Here is a 15,514-nt window from a genome sequence, read left to right as displayed (position 1 = left end):
GCCAGTCGACCCCGTCAACCAATGGGTTGGTTCAATCTCGTCTCACTTCCCGAAACAAGAGGCCGGATTGCCTTCATGCTGCGGTTCGAGACCATCCTCTTGAAGAACCCATTACCCAAAAGCCGTTTTCACGCGGCTTTTGGGTAATTTGTTCAGGAAAACGGCAAATGGGAGACGGTAAACATACCGCCTCCCAGATGCAGTTCAAGATTACTTGACGTCGGCCTTTGCGCCAGCGTCTTCAAGCTTCTTCTTGATGTCGGCAGCTTCAGCCTTGGAAACGCCTTCCTTGACAGCCTTCGGAGCGCCTTCGACGAGGTCCTTGGCTTCCTTCAGGCCGAGGCCGGTGATGCCGCGGACTTCCTTGATGACGTTGATCTTGTTGGCGCCAGCGTCAACCAGGATAACGTCGAACTCGGTCTTTTCTTCTTCAGCCGGAGCTGCAGCGCCACCAGCGCCACCAGCAGCAGCAACTGCTACCGGAGCAGCAGCAGAAACGCCCCACTTTTCTTCGAGCATCTTGGAAAGCTCAGCAGCTTCCAGGACGGTCAGAGCAGAGAGGTCTTCAACGATCTTTACGAGATCAGCCATGTTATCAGTTCCTTTTGTTCGGTTCGAACCGGTGTTTTATAAACAGCAAAAAACCGCCTTATGCGGCTTCGTCCTTCTTGGCGTAAGCCGAGAACACGCGAGCAAGCTGGCTTGCCGGTGCTGCAACAACGCCTGCGATGCGGGTAGCCGGGGTCTGAATCATACCGACCAGCTTTGCACGCAGTTCGTCCAACGACGGCAGGGTCGCAAGCGACTTGACTGCATCGGCGTTGAGCGTGGTTGTTCCCATGGCGCCGCCCAAAACAACGATCTTATCGTTGGTCTTGGCGAAATCCACGACGACTTTCGGAGCGGTGATCGGGTCATTGCTGTATGCAATGAGCGTCTGACCGGTGAAGAGATTGGAAATCCCTTCCGCTTCCGTACCCTGAAGGGCGATCTTGGCCAGGCGGTTCTTCGCGACTTTGACGGTACCGCCAGCTGCGCGCATCTTCGAACGGAAGTCGTTCATCTGCGCGACTGTAGCACCAGCATAGTGGGCCACGACAACCGAGCCCGAAGCCTTGAAGACTTCGTTCAGTTCCGTGACGAATTCGCGTTTTTCCGCTCTTTCCACTGCCTATCTCCAGTTGGCAGGACCTATAAGGCCCTACCGGGTTGCCTTTTGCCTCCCGGGATCAATTGCGATCCCAAGCGACGCTTGAGGATCCTGTCCCCTCGCGCTTCGCGCCAGAAAAGGCCGAAGGCACAAGGCATCCAAGGCTCGAACCGGATCAATGAAGCGAACTTCAGAAATTCGGGTCTTACCCGTCTCATGCAGGCCAAGTGATTAAGGGAAAACCACCTGCAATCTCGGACAGGATTCCGGATTTCTCCGGAATATCCCGGCCCCTTGCGAGGCCGGAATTCTTGCTGCCGGGCAAAAGCCCGGCAAATTCATTAGGCGGCCGGAGCCGTGACCGAGCCAACCTCGATCTTGACGCCCGGACCCATGGTCGAAGAGATCGCTACGCGCTTGACGTAGTTACCCTTGGCGCCAGCCGGCTTTGCCTTGATGACGGCGTCAGCAAAGGCACGGATGTTTTCTTCCAGAGCCTTGGCATCGAAGGATGCCTTGCCGATGCCGGCGTGTACGATACCGGCCTTTTCGACGCGGAATTCAACGGCGCCGCCCTTGGAAGCCTTGACGGCACCCGTGACGTCCATCGTTACCGTGCCAACCTTCGGGTTCGGCATCATGCCGCGCGGGCCGAGAACCTTACCGAGACGGCCGACGAGCGGCATCATGTCGGGGGTCGCGATGACGCGGTCGAAATCGATCTTGCCGCCCTGGACGATGTCGACCAGGTCTTCGGCGCCGACGATGTCTGCGCCTGCAGCCTTGGCTTCGTCAGCCTTGGCGCCGCGGGCGAAAACAGCGACGCGAACGTCGCGGCCGGTGCCGTTCGGCAGGTTGACGACGCCGCGGACCATCTGGTCGGCGTGGCGCGGGTCAACGCCGAGATTCATCGAGATTTCGATGGTCTCGTCGAACTTGGCGACAGCACGCTCCTTGACCATGCCGATGGCGAGGCCGAGTGCGTAGAGCTTCGTGGGATCAACACCTTCGTTGATCTTCTTGGTGCGCTTGCCTGACATGGTCTTAACCTACCACTTCCAGGCCCATGGCGCGGGCAGAGCCCTCAATCATCGCCATTGCACCTTCGATATCTGCTGCGTTCAGATCCTTCATCTTGGCTTCGGCGATCGACTTGATCTGAGCCTTGGTGAGCTTGCCGGCGTTGGCGCCCTTGCCAGGCGTCTTCGAACCGGACTGGATCTTCGCTTCCTTCTTCAGGAAGTAGCTGACCGGCGGCTGCTTCATGATGAAGGTGAAGGACTTGTCCTGGTAATAGGTGATGACGACCGGGATCGGCATACCCTTTTCCATTTCCTGCGTAGCCGCGTTGAACGACTTGCAGAATTCCATGATGTTAATGCCACGCTGACCAAGCGCCGGGCCGATCGGCGGGGACGGGTTAGCCGATCCTGCCTTGACCTGAAGCTTGAGCTGGCCTGCAACTTTCTTAGCCATATCTCTCTGCCTTTCACTGACGGCCGGTTGCCCGGCCCTTGATGCCGGATTGCTCCGGCGGCTGCGGTTGCGTGGTTCGGATAATTGAGACCCGGCTAAGGCCCCTCACCTTCCACGCGCTGCGGCTTTCGCCGCCCGAAGGCCAGCCCCAAGGACCAGCCTCCGATTCTTGAAATCAGACCTTCTCGACCTGACCGTATTCGAGCTCGACCGGCGTCGCGCGGCCGAAGATCGACACTTCCACCTTCAGGCGCGAACGCTCTTCGTCCACATCCTGAACCGTGCCGTTGAACGATGCGAACGGACCATCGGAAACCCGAACCTGCTCGCCGATCTCGAAGCTGACCGAAGCCTTCGGACGCTCGACACCTTCCTGGACCTGGCCGAGAATGCGCTCGGCTTCGGAGTCCGGGATCGGAACCGGCTTGTTGTCGGAACCGAGGAAGCCCGTGACCTTCGGCGTGTTCTTGATCAGGTGGTAGGCTTCGTCGGTCAGGTTCGCACGAACCATGACGTAGCCCGGGAAGAACTTGCGCTCGCTGTCGACCTTGCGGCCGCGGCGCACTTCAACCACCTTCTCGGTTGGCACGAGGATCTTTTCGAACAGGTGCTCAAGCCCCTTCTGGCGAGCCTTGTTCTCGATGTCCTCGGCAACCTTCTTTTCAAAATTCGAATACGCGTGGACGATGTACCAACGTGCCGCCATCTTTTATCTCCACCCGATCAGTTGCTGACGTTGAGCACGAAGCTCAGAAGCCAGCTGATCAGCTGGTCGGCAGCAAAGAAAAACAGCGCGGCAAAAACCACCATTACCAGAACCATGATCGTCGAGATCATCGTCTCACGGCGCGACGGCCAAGTGATCTTCGCCGTCTCGGAGCGAACCTGCTGGAGAAACGCTAGTGGATTGGATTTGGATGCCATCGACTGCCCACGCAATTACGGCGCGTAAAGCTGAACATATCAGCCCCACGCACCGCGTGTCTGTTGAACCCTACATAAACACCGATTCCCAATTCGACAAGAGGGAAACCGAAGTTTAACGAAATTAGCGGATGCGCGGCGCACTGGCCATTCAGCCTCGCCGTTCCTCGCCAGATACGGCCTCGGCCATATCGAAGCGCCCTGTTAGCACAACCGATCACCGGATTGCAATGCGCGAAGACGATCTTTCGTGCACAACTCCCCGAACGTTAGTTCGGCATTTCACCATAAAGGCGAAGCTCGATCGGACCAAACCGGCGTTCGACCACGATGGAGCGTCCGGAGCCGATTGCTGCGGCCGTCAGGCCGTTGGGATCGTAGAGATCGGCGCGGCGCGCCACCAGCCAGACACGATGGGGATTGCCGAGCCGCGCTGCGAGATCGGCGACATCGGCCTGCGTGATCGCCGGGGCTCCAAGGTTGCCGATGTAACGTCGTTCGCCGGCTGGCGCCAGATATGGAAACTCCCCCGGAAGGTAGGTCACGCCGGGTACGTCCGAATAATACCGGAGGCCGACGCCGAGCTCATTCGGGACGGCCAATATGGCATCACCCGGGCGGACGTCTGCAGCGATCGTGGCGCTCAGCTCACGCAGATCCTCGATTGGCGGAGCGGCATATTGCATTGTCACCGCATGGAGATTTGCCAACAGAAGCACAGCAAGCGCAGCACCTCGCACCGGCACACTTCTCGATATGCCAACAATGCCACAGGCGGTCAGCACCACCAGTATCGGCCCCATCCACCCGAATAAGCGATCGATGTAGATCGGCTTGAACGCAAAGCTGATAATCAGCACAAGCGACAGCGGCACGCAAAGAATAATGCCAAGCATGACCGCAAGCTGCGGCTGACGCCGCCACATGAACCAGAGGCCCGGTACAGCAAGAAGGCAGGCAAGCACCGCGGGGGTTCTGCCGCCGCCGGCCAGAATCCAGGCGCTGATCAGGTCGAAGCGCGACAGCTCGATCCAGAACTGCATGGCGCCGAACGCCTGACTTTGCTTCAAGAACCAAGGCAGGAATGGAGACCAGAGAACCAACGCTCCAAAGCCCGAAATCACCGCAACAGCCAGCAACCGCCTGCAATCCGCGGCCGGCAACATCAACGCGGCGACGCCAAGTGCGCACCAGATACCGAAAGCAACAAACAGCGCCGTATTGTGACACCAGAGCAGCAACCCGCCTGATAGCGTGAGAACCACGGCTGCGGATGCCGCAGAGCGCAGACCAATCCCCGGCTGACGGTAGACCATCGTGACCAAGCGAGCGGCGGCGATGATCGCGATGGTGACGGCCAGCGTCTCCAGCGCGTAGGGCCGGGCTTCCTGCGCGTATTTTATATTTCCGGCGTTCATCGCCAGAAGCAGGCCAGCAAGGAGAGAAACCGCCTCCCCCTCCCGGCCAAGCTTTAATAGCCGCCCCGAAAGCGAGACTGACAAAACTGTCGCAACGCTTGCCGCGAGGGATAGGCTGCGCAAGCCGGCTTCACTCGCTCCGAACAGCCAACGCCAGCCCTTCAGCAGCGTATAATTAAGCGGCGGGTGCGTTTCGTATTGCGGCACGGAGTGCCAGAGCTCACCAAGCGGCAAGGCCGAGAACCAGGCGCTATACGCCTCGTCCAGCCACAAGGAGCGGGAGGCCAGTCCCGGGATCCGCAGAGCGGCAGCGAAGAAGACTATCGCAACGACGCCGATCCAGAAGAAGCGCAGCGCCACGTCTCGCCTTCCGCCCTCAGGAATACCGACAACGCCAAGACCGGCCTGCGCTGATCGCGATATCACCGCGCCTTGGTCGCTCAAACACGGCTCCCGTAGCGGCCCTTGACGATGAAGATCGGCCGCTGCTTGACCTCGAAGTAGATGCGCCCGACATATTCGCCAAGAATGCCGATGCCGATCAACTGGATACCGCCGAGCAACAGGATCGCCGTCGCGAGCGACGCATAGCCCGGTACGTCGACACCCCAGACCATCGTACGGATCACGAGCATCACGGCGCGCAAGATCGCGCATACGGCGACGAACGCTCCGATGTACGTCCATATGCGCATCGGCAAGGTGCTAAAACTCGTCACGCCCTCGAGCGCGAAGTTCCAGAGCTTCCAGAAGGAGAATTTGGTTTTCCCGGCAGCGCGCGGCTCGCGCATATATTCAACCTCGACCGTCGGAAAGCCGACCCAGGCAAAGAGCCCCTTCATGAAACGATGGCGTTCCGGGAGCGTCGCAAGCGCATCGGCCACTTCGCGGCTGATCAGACGAAAATCGCCGGCATTTTCGGGAACCGGCACATCGGAGAGCTTGTTGTGAAGGCGATAAAAGGCCGAAGCCGTCCAGCGCTTGAGCGGGGTGTCCGAGGAACGGTCTACCCGCTTGGCAAGGACAACGTCATATCCTTCCCGCCACTTTGCCACCATCTTGCCGATCAGTTCCGGCGGATCCTGAAGGTCGGCGTCGATCGGCACGATGATATCGCCCCTCGCCTCCTGTATCGCCGCCGACAGTGCGGCCTCCTTGCCGAAATTGCGGCTGAGGTCGAGCACTCGAATTCGAGCATCAGCCCGGCATGCAGCAAGCAACACTGCAAGTGTCTGGTCGCGGCTTCCATCATTGACGCAGACGATCTCGAAATCGATGCCGTCGATCCGGCTGAGCTCCGCGGTCACGCGGGCGAAAAACTGCGGGAGAACGTCCTGTTCGTTGTAACACGGCACGACAAGCGACAGCAGCGGCGCCGCAGTGGCGCGCTCCATCGGAGCGGCATCGCTTGATAACGCGACGTCATCGAGCCCGGGTGGCTGAAGACTGCGGCTCTGCGCCGGATTATTCATGGTTTCTGGGTGCACATCGTTCTCCGCCAGCCGGTCGCGGAAGAGAAATCCATGCAGATAACGACCGGTCACAATCCAGTCAGAAAATAGTCCATGAAAAGATAAGGAAGTCTGAAAATGGCAGGGGCAGAGGGGCTCGAACCCCCGACCTGCGGTTTTGGAGACCGCCGCTCTACCAACTGAGCTATACCCCTTTACGCTTTCGTTTCAGCTCCTTGGCCATTCGGCCGAAGCGCTTCCGCAAAGCATGGCGCTCCCTTTAAGACGGCGGCAAAGGATTGGCAAGTCCCGTTTTCGATTTTTCCCAATCCTCTGCCGCTTCAAGACGTTTCCGTCAGACCTTCACGTAGTTGCGCCAGTTGTGTTCTTCCTTGAAGCCCAGCACTTCGCGGATCTTGCGGTTGGAGAGAAGCCCCTCATATTCGCCGATCTCGCGGGTGAAGGGAACGTTGGGGAAAAACCGTCTGGCGAGCTCCTTCGACGGCGTATTGGCCGAGACGGTGTCGTTCGCGGCATTGAAGACCTGGTAGCCGAGACCATCCTTTTCGATGCAGAGATGGCAGATCTGGCCGAGATCGCGAGCATCGATATAGCTCCAGGCAATGCGCTTGCGAATCTCCGGGTTCGCAAAATAGGCCGGGAACTTCTCGTATTCATGTGGCTCGATAACGTTGCCGATACGCAGCGCATAGATGTCGGCGCCGGTGCGTTCGGCGAAGGCCCTTGCCGTCTTCTCGTTGATCACCTTCGACAAGCCATAGGAGTCCATCGGATTGACGTCGTAATCCTCGTCCAGCGGAAACTGGTGGAAATCGCGATGTCCCTCGGCGAAGCAGACGCCATAGGTCGTCTCGCTCGAGGCGACGATGATCTTGCGGATGCCGAGCTTCACCGCCGCTTCGATGACGTTATAGGTCCCCATCGTATTGATGCGGAAGGTCTCATTATCAGGCTTGATAAGGATGCGCGGCACGGCGGCGAAATGAATGACCGCGTCGAAGGGCTGGACGCCCTTCCCGCTCTCGAGATCGGGAAAGTCGCGATGCATCGACAGCGCGTTGAAGACCTGGCCGCTATCGGTGATGTCGGCGATCAGATTGGTGACGCCGGGGCTTTCCAGCGGCACGAGATCGATATTGTGGACCTCATAGCCCTTGGCGATCAGCCACGGCACGGTGTGCCGCCCTGCCTTGCCCGAACCACCGGTGAAAAGAATACGCTTCTTCATGAAATATCCTCCGCGTCATGAAAATCGCAGGGATAGATAAAGGCTTTGCAGCGGAGCGCAAGGGTGGCGCCGCTGCGTCAGGCTGCCTCGACCTCGGGGATGGCGGCAAGCGCCGTCGCCATAGCGTCCTTTTGGACCTTGATGTCGTAGCTCACCTGCAGGTTCATCCAGAACTCGGGCGTCGTGCGGAAGAATTTGGCGAGCCGCAGCGCAGTATCGGTCGTGATGCCCACCTTCCCAACCGCGATACGCTCGATACGGGTCCGGGGAACGCCGAGCTTCTTCGCCAGCATATAGGGCGAGATTTCCAATGGCTCGAGATAGAGCTCCCGCAGGATTTCACCGGGATGGATCGCCGGCAGAATATTCTCAACCATGGTCCATAGCTCCATTCATTCTAATGATAGTCCGTGATTTCGACATCGCCCGGTCCGCTTTCCGTCCAGACGAAACAGATGCGCCATTGCTTGTTGATGCGGACGGAATGCTGCCCTTCCCGGTCTCCCGCCAATTTCTCCAAGCGATTTCCCGGCGGGGATCAAAGGTCGTTGAGATCGGCCGCGGCATTCAGCACTGCCAGCATCAGCTGCGTCCTGCGAACAAGATGAGCAGGAAAACCCTTTCGGATCGATCCATCGGCAATCGATTGGCTGAGTTTGTCCTTATATGATCGGATCACCGGGCGCCTCGCATTAGTATCATACGATGATACCAATCGAAGTCAACAAAAACGAAAAAGGCCCCGCTGTTTCCAGCGAGGCCCTCCTTATTCAATGCGACAGTCGATTACTCGACGATCGAGGCAACGATGCCGGCGCCGACGGTACGGCCGCCTTCGCGGATAGCGAAGCGCAGCTTTTCTTCCATCGCGATCGGAACGATCAGCTCGACGTCAACCGTGACGTTGTCGCCTGGCATAACCATTTCCGTGCCTTCCGGCAGCGTGACGATGCCCGTCACGTCCGTCGTGCGGAAGTAGAACTGCGGACGATAGTTGGTGAAGAACGGCGTATGACGGCCGCCTTCTTCCTTCGTCAGGATGTAGGCTTCTGCCTTGAACTTCTTGTGCGGCTTGACCGAACCCGGCTTGCACAGGATCTGACCACGCTCGACGCCGTCACGGTTAACACCGCGAACCAGAGCGCCGATGTTGTCGCCGGCCTGGCCCTGATCGAGCAGCTTGCGGAACATTTCAACGCCGGTAACCGTCGTCTTCGAAGTGGCGCGGATGCCGACGATTTCGACTTCTTCGCCAACCTTGACGATACCACGCTCGACGCGGCCCGTAACAACCGTACCGCGGCCCGAGATCGAGAACACGTCTTCGATCGGCATCAGGAACGGCTGGTCAACCGGACGCTCAGGCGTCGGGATGTAGGCGTCGACCTGAGCCATCAGCTCGCGGATCGCGTCTTCGCCGATCTTCTTGTCGGAATCTTCGAGAGCGGCCAGAGCCGAACCCTTGACGACCGGGATGTCGTCGCCCGGGAAGTCGTAGGACGACAGCAGTTCGCGAACTTCGAGCTCGACGAGTTCGAGAAGCTCGGCGTCGTCAACCTGGTCGACCTTGTTGAGGAACACGACGATAGCCGGAACGCCAACCTGGCGAGCGAGCAGGATGTGCTCGCGGGTCTGCGGCATCGGGCCGTCAGCAGCGGAGCAAACCAGGATCGCGCCGTCCATCTGTGCGGCACCGGTGATCATGTTCTTGACGTAGTCGGCGTGGCCGGGGCAGTCAACGTGCGCGTAGTGGCGGTTCGGGGTCTCATACTCGACGTGCGCCGTCGAGATGGTGATGCCGCGTGCCTTTTCTTCCGGAGCAGCGTCGATCTGGTCGTACGCCTTGAACTCGCCGAAGTACTTCGTGATCGCTGCCGTCAGAGACGTCTTGCCGTGGTCAACGTGGCCGATCGTGCCGATGTTTACGTGCGGCTTGTTGCGCTCAAACTTACTCTTTGCCATTTGAATGCTTCCTGTGAACGAAATGGGTGACCCCGGCGAACCGGTTTAGTGCCGCCGTTTAAGGCTTTCGGCGGGATTGCGCAAGACCTAATTGCGAACGGTCTTCCGGGCTTTGCTGCCCATATGGGAGACAATCTTCAGCGCACAAGATCGATGCCGCTCAAGACTGCAGAATTATTTGAAAATGAAAAGAAAACCTGGAGCGGGTAGCGGGAATCGAACCCGCGTATTCAGCTTGGAAGGCTGCTGCTCTACCATTGAGCTATACCCGCGGGATTGGTCCGATCGAGACGAATGGTGGAGAGAGTTGGATTTGAACCAACGTAGGCTGAGCCAACGGATTTACAGTCCGTCCCCTTTAACCACTCGGGCATCTCTCCATAACTTTTCGTCTGGATCGGAAGACCAAGCTTGCGATCGTTTGGCGTCGCCGCCCTCGATCTGCGCCGCGTATATGACCGGTGCGTTTTCACATGTCAACACGAAGACAAAAGAAAAAATGTGAAAAAATTCATTGCCTGTTGAAAGGCCTGGAGACGAATGAGACCTATGCGCAGCGAGATCGCGCCGCTATAAAGCCGCATGAGCAAAGACAACAAATCCGGCGGCAAGCCCGCAACCGAAAAAACCCCGCGCGACACGCATTATGCAACGCTGCGCCGCCAGCACCGCGATGCAAAACGCGAGCGTGGCGAGATCCCCACCCCTGCCCCGCAAAAGCGCAAGCGCGGCGGCGACGACTGGAAGCCGCCGGTTCTGGCGCCCGAACAGGTCTATCTCTATGGCCTGCACACGGTGCGCGCCGCGCTCGACAATAAAGAGCGCCGCAACATCAAGCTTTCGGTGACGCAGAATGCGCTCGCCCGCCTGGAGATCGATCCCGAGACGCTCGGCATTCCGGTCGAGATGGTGGCGCCGCATGATATCGACAAGATGCTTGGCCCCGACGCCATCCACCAGGGCGTCATGCTGGAAACGCGGCCCCTGCCCGTACGCCGGCTGGAAGCGCTGAAGGACAGCCCGCTGCTTCTGGTTCTCGACCAGGTGACCGATCCGCACAATGTCGGCGCCATCATGCGCTCGGCCGTCGCCTTCAATGCCGGTGCTGTGATCACCACGCAGCGGCACAGCCCGACCGAATCGGGCGTGATGGCAAAATCGGCCTCCGGCGCCCTTGAACTCATTCCTTATATACAGATCACCAATCTCGCCGATGCGGTAGGCGAGCTGCACAAGCTCGGCTTCGTGACGATCGGGCTTGATTCGGAAGGACCGGCGCCGCTCGAAGGGACCTTTACCGGAGAGAAAGTGGCACTCGTTCTCGGCTCCGAGGGCAAGGGCCTGCGGCAGAAGACGCGCGAGACGGTTAATGCGCTGGCGCGGCTCGACATGCCGGGCGCGATCAAATCGCTCAACGTCTCGAACGCGGCAGCGATCGCGCTCTATGCGGCGCGGCTTTATCTGGCGAAATAGGTGAGATCAGCCGGCGGACTCAAAATGAACGCATGCGGCGGCTAGAAGCCGCCGGACCGAAACGGCAAGCGAGAAGGAAGCACTCCGGCATGGCAATCCGGCCCCTCCTGTTCGGCATTCTGTTCATCGCAGTTTTCGTCGGCATCATCCTCAGTCTGGTCTGGGTCGATCCCTCCCAGCCGACACGGCAATCCGACCCGCTGGCGCCCTCGCCACCTGCCGTTACCGACCCCACGGCGCCTGCTCCTGCGCAATAGGCGCCTGGAACCACAAACCGCACCGCGCGTTTGCCTCGCAGATTAACGCAAGGAAAACCGCATGCGAATCATGATCGTGGTCGTAGTTCTGATGGTCGGCTCGGTGCTCAGCATCGTGATGATGACGCCATCCGGCGCCGGACAGACCGGCAACGGCGCCAAGATCGAGGCTAGCATCAACGAGCCTGTGCAGCAGTAGACCTGAATCCATCACCTGATGTGCAAAGCCCCGGCATGACCGGGGCTTTCTGCTGTCAGTTGCTGGCCTTCTCGACGGTAATCTCGCCGAATTCGTCGATCATCACGGTCCAGCCATCGGGCTCGGCATCAGGATCGGTCTTCAGGTAGACCGTGGCGAAGAGGCCCGGCTGCTTGATGATGCCGGTGGAATTCTCCGGACGGATATCGGTCACATAAGGCTTGATGTCGGTGAACTCATGCAGCTCGAGAGTGGAAACGACCTCGGGGCCTTCGTCGGCCTGGGCAATCTGCTGCAGGTAGACCTTGGACGTGCGGTCCGGCTGACGGACGGCGAAGATCTTGTAATAGCCGTGCCGCGGCTCCGCACTGATGGCAGCCGGCTGGGCTGCACCTGGCGAGCGCTCGATGGCAATCTCGCCCTTGGCCTCTTCCCAGTAGCCGGTGCTCGTCGCAAAGGTGATCGACGACGGCAGGATTGTATCGGCGGCTGGTGCTGCAACCGCCATGCCCGCGCCCGAGAAAAGAGCGGCGGCCAGAAGTAAGTTTGCGGCTCTCATCTCAATCCTCGAATTGTTCTGCCAGAATGCGGTCGGACCAGGAGCGGTCCGGATCGGAGAGGATGCGTGCCGTCATATGTTCCGACTGGGCGATGCGCACATGCAGCACCGACTTGACCTCGGAATTATCGGCAACGGCATTCACCGGCCGCTTCTCCGCTTCCAGAATATGGATATCGACCGTCACCTTGTTCGGCAGCAGCGCGCCGCGCCAGCGCCGCGGACGGAAGGCGCTCACCGGCGTCATCGCCAGAAGCGGCGCCTCCAGCGGCAGGATCGGACCATGAGCCGAGAGATTATAGGCCGTCGAGCCCGCCGGCGTTGCCACCATCAGGCCGTCACAGATCAGCTCTTCGAGCCGCACATGGCCATCGACCTCGACCCGCAGCTTCGCGGCTTGATAGGACTGGCGAAACAGCGAGACCTCGTTGATCGCAAGCGCCGTCGAATTGGTACCATCGGCATTGGCTGTCGTCATCTGCAGCGGACGGAAGACATTCTCGACGGCAGCGCAGATACGGTCCTGCAGATCCTCCGTCTTGTAATCGTTCATCAGGAAGCCGACGGAACCGCGGTTCATGCCATAGACAAGCTTGCCACTGTTCATCGTACCGTGCAGCGTCTGCAGCATGAAGCCATCGCCGCCAAGCGCGACAATGACATCGGCCTCCTCGGCCGGCACATCGCCATAGATGCGAATCAATTCCTCACGCGCCGCCAGCGCCTCGGTGGCGGAAGATGCCAGAAAACCAAGCGTCTGAAATGACCGGCCCATGCAATGCCCTTTATGATGCTCGCCTAGCTAAAGGATAAAGGGCTTGTGCGACAAGGTGTTTTGCGCGGTGATGTGTTCGCCCGGTACGGTGCAATATATCGGCACGGCACGGTCCACCGTTCACGAATTCGCGCCGATGCCGGATTTTGCCTTTACACAGGGACAGAATCTGCTAGTTGGCACGCAATGCCCTTGTAGCTCAGTTGGTAGAGCACCTGATTTGTAATCAGGGGGTCGCGGGTTCGAACCCTGCCGGGGGCACCACTTCCTTCCAGAAATTGGTGTTGCGATCGCCGTCTCAAGAACCTTCGAGACAGTGCGCCGCGAACTTGACACTGCCCGATGGCAGGCCTCAACCTCAAGCTCACTGAATGAGAATCAAAACCCGGGCATGCCTGTCATGATCGGGCGATCAGGAAGGTTTTCGATTGAGCGGCATCGACGGTAAATCGGCGGGCAAGCGCGAAAGCAAAGGCGGCATCACAAGTGCCGCCATCATTCTTCTTGTAGTTTCTGTCGCCGTGATGCTGCCGGCGCTCGGTTTCGGCGATATCCTACGTGGCCAGGATGCGCTGATCCACACCCGCTGGCAGGCGGCCTATGCGCCGGTGTTCTGGAGCGGCGATATTTTCCCGCGCTGGCTTCCGGACATGAACAAGGGCTTCGGCAGCCCGGTGTTTTTTATCTACCCGCCGCTTTCGCAGATGTTTGCGGCGCTGGCTTATCCGCTTGCCCCCGGCACCGAATGGACGTCCTACCGGATCGCACTGTCCGTCACCGTGGCGATATTCGCCGGGGCGTTCGGCACGTTTCTCTGGCTCAAGAACCACATAGCGAGCCGCTCGGCGCCGATATGGGGCGCCATCGCCTATACGCTAGCGCCCTATCATTTATTCATCGATACCTATTTCCGTGGCGCCTTTGCCGAGGTCTGGTCGTTTGCGCCGTTGCCCTTCGCCTTGCTGGCCGTAGACCATTTCTTTCGTAAGGTTCATGCCGCCTTTACCGGGCTTGTATTGTCGCTCGCCTGCGCGATCCTGCTGCATGCGCCCTCGGTGCTGATCACCGTGCCGGTCGTCGGCCTCTATGCGGCTCTCGCAGCGTGGCGGCAGAGGAGCCTTGCTCCCTGCCTCCTGTTTCTCGCTGCCGCGGCGACGGCCATGTTGCTTTGCGGCGCGTATCTTGGCACGGCGCTGACGCAGGTGAACATGATTCGCAGCGAAAAGCTGTTTGGCGGGTTACTGGTCTCGACGAAATGGCTGCTGGGGCGAAACGTCTGGCCCGATATTCCGATCATGGTCATGGTCATTGTGGCGGCTGTCGCGCAAGTCGGCGTGGCGATCGATCTGTTTCGCAATGCAGTCACCCGAGAGCGGACGGGCCTGTTCACGTCTCGTCTCACTTTCCCGCTAATCCTGATGATCGTGTCGGTCATCATGACGACCGATATCAGCGAACCACTCTGGAGCCTCAACACGCCGCTCAACCGCATTCAGTTTCCCTGGAGACTGCTGTCTATCCAGGCGCTCGCGATTGCCGTCCTCTGCGCCTACGCGATCGACAAGGCAAACGTCCCGGCCACGGCGATAGGCGCCGTAGCGCATAGGAGCGTCTTCTTTGCAATAGGGCTGATGCTGGCGATCAACGCCGCGCTTTATATCTTTTGCATCGTGTATGGCGGCGATTCAGGGCGGGTGCGGGAGGCGCTCATCGAAGACACGACAGATGCCCCGGAATATCAGCTGGGTGACATTAAGTTGCTGGAGGCGCATTTTCCCGGCAATGCACGAACGCTGGCGCTCTCCGGCGGTGGCGATATCGACGTGACGCAATGGAAGCCGCGGCGGATCGAGCTGGCAACCAGTTCACCAGAGGAGATGCGCGTCGCGATCAGGCAATTCGCCTATACCGGATGGCAATACAACCAGGATGGCGGTCCGATGCAGGATGCCGGCATCTTGAGTGACGACGAGCCAGTCGTCGTGATCAGCATTCCTCCAGGCGCCCACAACACCGTCATCTCGATGCCGCCGACGAAACAGGAAACTGTGGGATGGATGGCTTCGCTCGGTGGATTGTTGTGCCTGGCCGCTGGAACGGCTGCATTGGCCAGGTGGCGCCCCGCCCACACTGGCGACATCGGTTTCGGTCGAGCAACGCAAGCTCGGCAGAATTGATGTCGGCAACCGTTCTTCGCGCCTTCCTCCGCATGAACCTAACATGAAGCCCGTCTTCAGAGCGAGTTCAGGCCGCGGGGGCCAACCTTGGGCATGAACTACCAAGGAGATGCGTTATGAAAATCGCCCATTTTGCCATTGCGGCCGTTCTTTCGATCGGCTCGGCCTTCGTTGCGGCGGAGCCTGTCTCGGCCATGCAGCGGTCGCAGGCGCCGGTTGCGGCTGTGGAAAAGAGCGATGTCGTTCAGGTCCGGCACCGTCACTACCGGAACAACCATCGTTACTATTATCGCCAAGGCTGGCGCTATAACAGGCACCACTATCGCGACTGGCGCGCCGAGCGGCGCTGGCGGGAGCATCGCTACTGGCGATATCACGACCGTTACTACCGGCCGCATCGCAACGGCGTCTATTTCCGCCTGAACCTCTAGAATGAAAAAGCCC

The 15,514-nt window shown here is 59.4% G+C and carries 18 protein-coding genes, 4 tRNA genes and 1 pseudogene; 6 read left to right on the top strand and 17 right to left on the bottom strand.

The features are described from left to right. Nucleotides 1-210: 210 nt before the first annotated feature. From rplL to ACQZ5H_RS03775, 15 genes and pseudogenes are all read right to left on the bottom strand, one after another. On the bottom strand, nt 211-591 hold the full coding sequence (gene rplL, locus ACQZ5H_RS03845; protein WP_112716908.1) for a 50S ribosomal protein L7/L12: 381 nt from the start codon (nt 589-591) through the stop codon (nt 211-213). 58 nt (nt 592-649) lie between these two features. Continuing rightward, nucleotides 650-1,168: a 50S ribosomal protein L10 gene (gene rplJ / locus ACQZ5H_RS03840; RefSeq protein WP_112716910.1), complete on the bottom strand. Its 519-nt coding sequence runs from the start codon at nt 1,166-1,168 to the stop codon at nt 650-652. Nucleotides 1,169-1,491: 323 nt separating this feature from the next. Beyond that, nucleotides 1,492-2,190, bottom strand: coding sequence for a 50S ribosomal protein L1 (rplA, locus tag ACQZ5H_RS03835; protein ID WP_112716912.1), 699 nt, complete (start codon nt 2,188-2,190; stop codon nt 1,492-1,494). A gap of 4 nt (nt 2,191-2,194) precedes the next feature. Next, nucleotides 2,195-2,626, bottom strand: a complete 432-nt coding sequence (gene rplK, locus ACQZ5H_RS03830; protein WP_112716914.1) for a 50S ribosomal protein L11 — start codon at nt 2,624-2,626, stop codon at nt 2,195-2,197. 175 nt (nt 2,627-2,801) lie between these two features. Then, nucleotides 2,802-3,332 carry a transcription termination/antitermination protein NusG gene (gene nusG / locus ACQZ5H_RS03825; protein WP_112716916.1) on the bottom strand — a complete coding sequence of 177 codons (531 nt, stop codon included), beginning with the start codon at nt 3,330-3,332 and terminating at the stop codon, nt 2,802-2,804. A 17-nt stretch (nt 3,333-3,349) separates the two neighbouring features. Continuing rightward, nucleotides 3,350-3,550 carry a preprotein translocase subunit SecE gene (secE, locus tag ACQZ5H_RS03820; RefSeq protein WP_112716918.1) on the bottom strand — a complete coding sequence of 67 codons (201 nt, stop codon included), beginning with the start codon at nt 3,548-3,550 and terminating at the stop codon, nt 3,350-3,352. A gap of 269 nt (nt 3,551-3,819) precedes the next feature. Beyond that, entirely contained in the window at nt 3,820-5,412 is a 1,593-nt protein-coding gene (locus ACQZ5H_RS03815) for a glycosyltransferase family 39 protein (RefSeq protein WP_449096772.1), read from the bottom strand. Continuing rightward, a complete protein-coding gene (locus ACQZ5H_RS03810; RefSeq protein WP_449096771.1) occupies nt 5,409-6,455 on the bottom strand; it encodes a glycosyltransferase family 2 protein in 1,047 nt (348 codons plus the stop codon). Before ACQZ5H_RS03810 ends, ACQZ5H_RS03815 begins: the two co-directional genes overlap by 4 nt. A 103-nt stretch (nt 6,456-6,558) precedes the next feature. Continuing rightward, a tRNA-Trp gene (locus ACQZ5H_RS03805) sits at nt 6,559-6,634 on the bottom strand. A 140-nt stretch (nt 6,635-6,774) separates the two neighbouring features. After that, nucleotides 6,775-7,668 carry an NAD-dependent epimerase/dehydratase family protein gene (locus ACQZ5H_RS03800; RefSeq protein ID WP_449096770.1) on the bottom strand — a complete coding sequence of 298 codons (894 nt, stop codon included), beginning with the start codon at nt 7,666-7,668 and terminating at the stop codon, nt 6,775-6,777. Between the two features lie 77 nt (nt 7,669-7,745). Beyond that, entirely contained in the window at nt 7,746-8,045 is a 300-nt protein-coding gene (locus ACQZ5H_RS03795) for a HigA family addiction module antitoxin (RefSeq protein ID WP_130282501.1), read from the bottom strand. A 20-nt stretch (nt 8,046-8,065) separates the two neighbouring features. Next, nucleotides 8,066-8,347, bottom strand: a pseudogene (locus ACQZ5H_RS03790) (type II toxin-antitoxin system RelE/ParE family toxin). A gap of 107 nt (nt 8,348-8,454) precedes the next feature. Then, complete coding sequence (gene tuf / locus ACQZ5H_RS03785; RefSeq protein ID WP_130282487.1) at nt 8,455-9,630, bottom strand: elongation factor Tu; 1,176 nt, start codon at nt 9,628-9,630, stop codon at nt 8,455-8,457. 198 nt (nt 9,631-9,828) lie between these two features. Then, nucleotides 9,829-9,902, bottom strand: a tRNA-Gly gene (locus ACQZ5H_RS03780). A 23-nt stretch (nt 9,903-9,925) separates the two neighbouring features. Further along, a tRNA-Tyr gene (locus tag ACQZ5H_RS03775) sits at nt 9,926-10,010 on the bottom strand. A gap of 202 nt (nt 10,011-10,212) precedes the next feature. Here ACQZ5H_RS03775 and rlmB point away from each other — a divergent pair. The 3 genes from rlmB (at nt 10,213) to ACQZ5H_RS03760 (ending at nt 11,559) form a co-directional block, all read left to right on the top strand. Next, on the top strand, nt 10,213-11,103 hold the full coding sequence (rlmB, locus tag ACQZ5H_RS03770) for a 23S rRNA (guanosine(2251)-2'-O)-methyltransferase RlmB (protein ID WP_203429037.1): 891 nt from the start codon (nt 10,213-10,215) through the stop codon (nt 11,101-11,103). An 89-nt stretch (nt 11,104-11,192) separates the two neighbouring features. Beyond that, nucleotides 11,193-11,360, top strand: a complete 168-nt coding sequence (locus ACQZ5H_RS03765) for a hypothetical protein (protein WP_199628677.1) — start codon at nt 11,193-11,195, stop codon at nt 11,358-11,360. Between the two features lie 61 nt (nt 11,361-11,421). Continuing rightward, complete coding sequence (locus tag ACQZ5H_RS03760) at nt 11,422-11,559, top strand: hypothetical protein (protein ID WP_165402738.1); 138 nt, start codon at nt 11,422-11,424, stop codon at nt 11,557-11,559. Nucleotides 11,560-11,614: 55 nt separating this feature from the next. Here the strand turns inward: ACQZ5H_RS03760 and ACQZ5H_RS03755 are convergent, their stop codons facing one another. Both ACQZ5H_RS03755 and ACQZ5H_RS03750 read right to left on the bottom strand, forming a co-directional pair. Then, on the bottom strand, nt 11,615-12,118 hold the full coding sequence (locus ACQZ5H_RS03755; RefSeq protein WP_449096769.1) for a hypothetical protein: 504 nt from the start codon (nt 12,116-12,118) through the stop codon (nt 11,615-11,617). 1 nt (nt 12,119) lies between these two features. Further along, on the bottom strand, nt 12,120-12,893 hold the full coding sequence (locus ACQZ5H_RS03750; RefSeq protein ID WP_112720409.1) for an NAD kinase: 774 nt from the start codon (nt 12,891-12,893) through the stop codon (nt 12,120-12,122). Nucleotides 12,894-13,081: 188 nt separating this feature from the next. On the opposite strand from ACQZ5H_RS03750, the gene ACQZ5H_RS03745 reads away from it, so the two are divergent. From ACQZ5H_RS03745 to ACQZ5H_RS03735, 3 genes are all read left to right on the top strand, one after another. Next, a tRNA-Thr gene (locus ACQZ5H_RS03745) sits at nt 13,082-13,157 on the top strand. Nucleotides 13,158-13,321: 164 nt separating this feature from the next. Then, a complete protein-coding gene (locus ACQZ5H_RS03740) occupies nt 13,322-15,070 on the top strand; it encodes a hypothetical protein (RefSeq protein WP_449096768.1) in 1,749 nt (582 codons plus the stop codon). 116 nt (nt 15,071-15,186) lie between these two features. Next, nucleotides 15,187-15,501 (top strand): hypothetical protein, encoded by a 315-nt coding sequence (locus ACQZ5H_RS03735; protein WP_449096767.1) that lies wholly within the window; start codon nt 15,187-15,189, stop codon nt 15,499-15,501. Nucleotides 15,502-15,514 lie beyond the last annotated feature (13 nt).

This window comes from Rhizobium sp. 21-4511-3d (genome assembly GCF_053522545.1).
The sequence above is the reverse complement of the archived record's forward strand: the minus strand, read 5'-3'. Positions and strand labels throughout refer to the sequence as shown.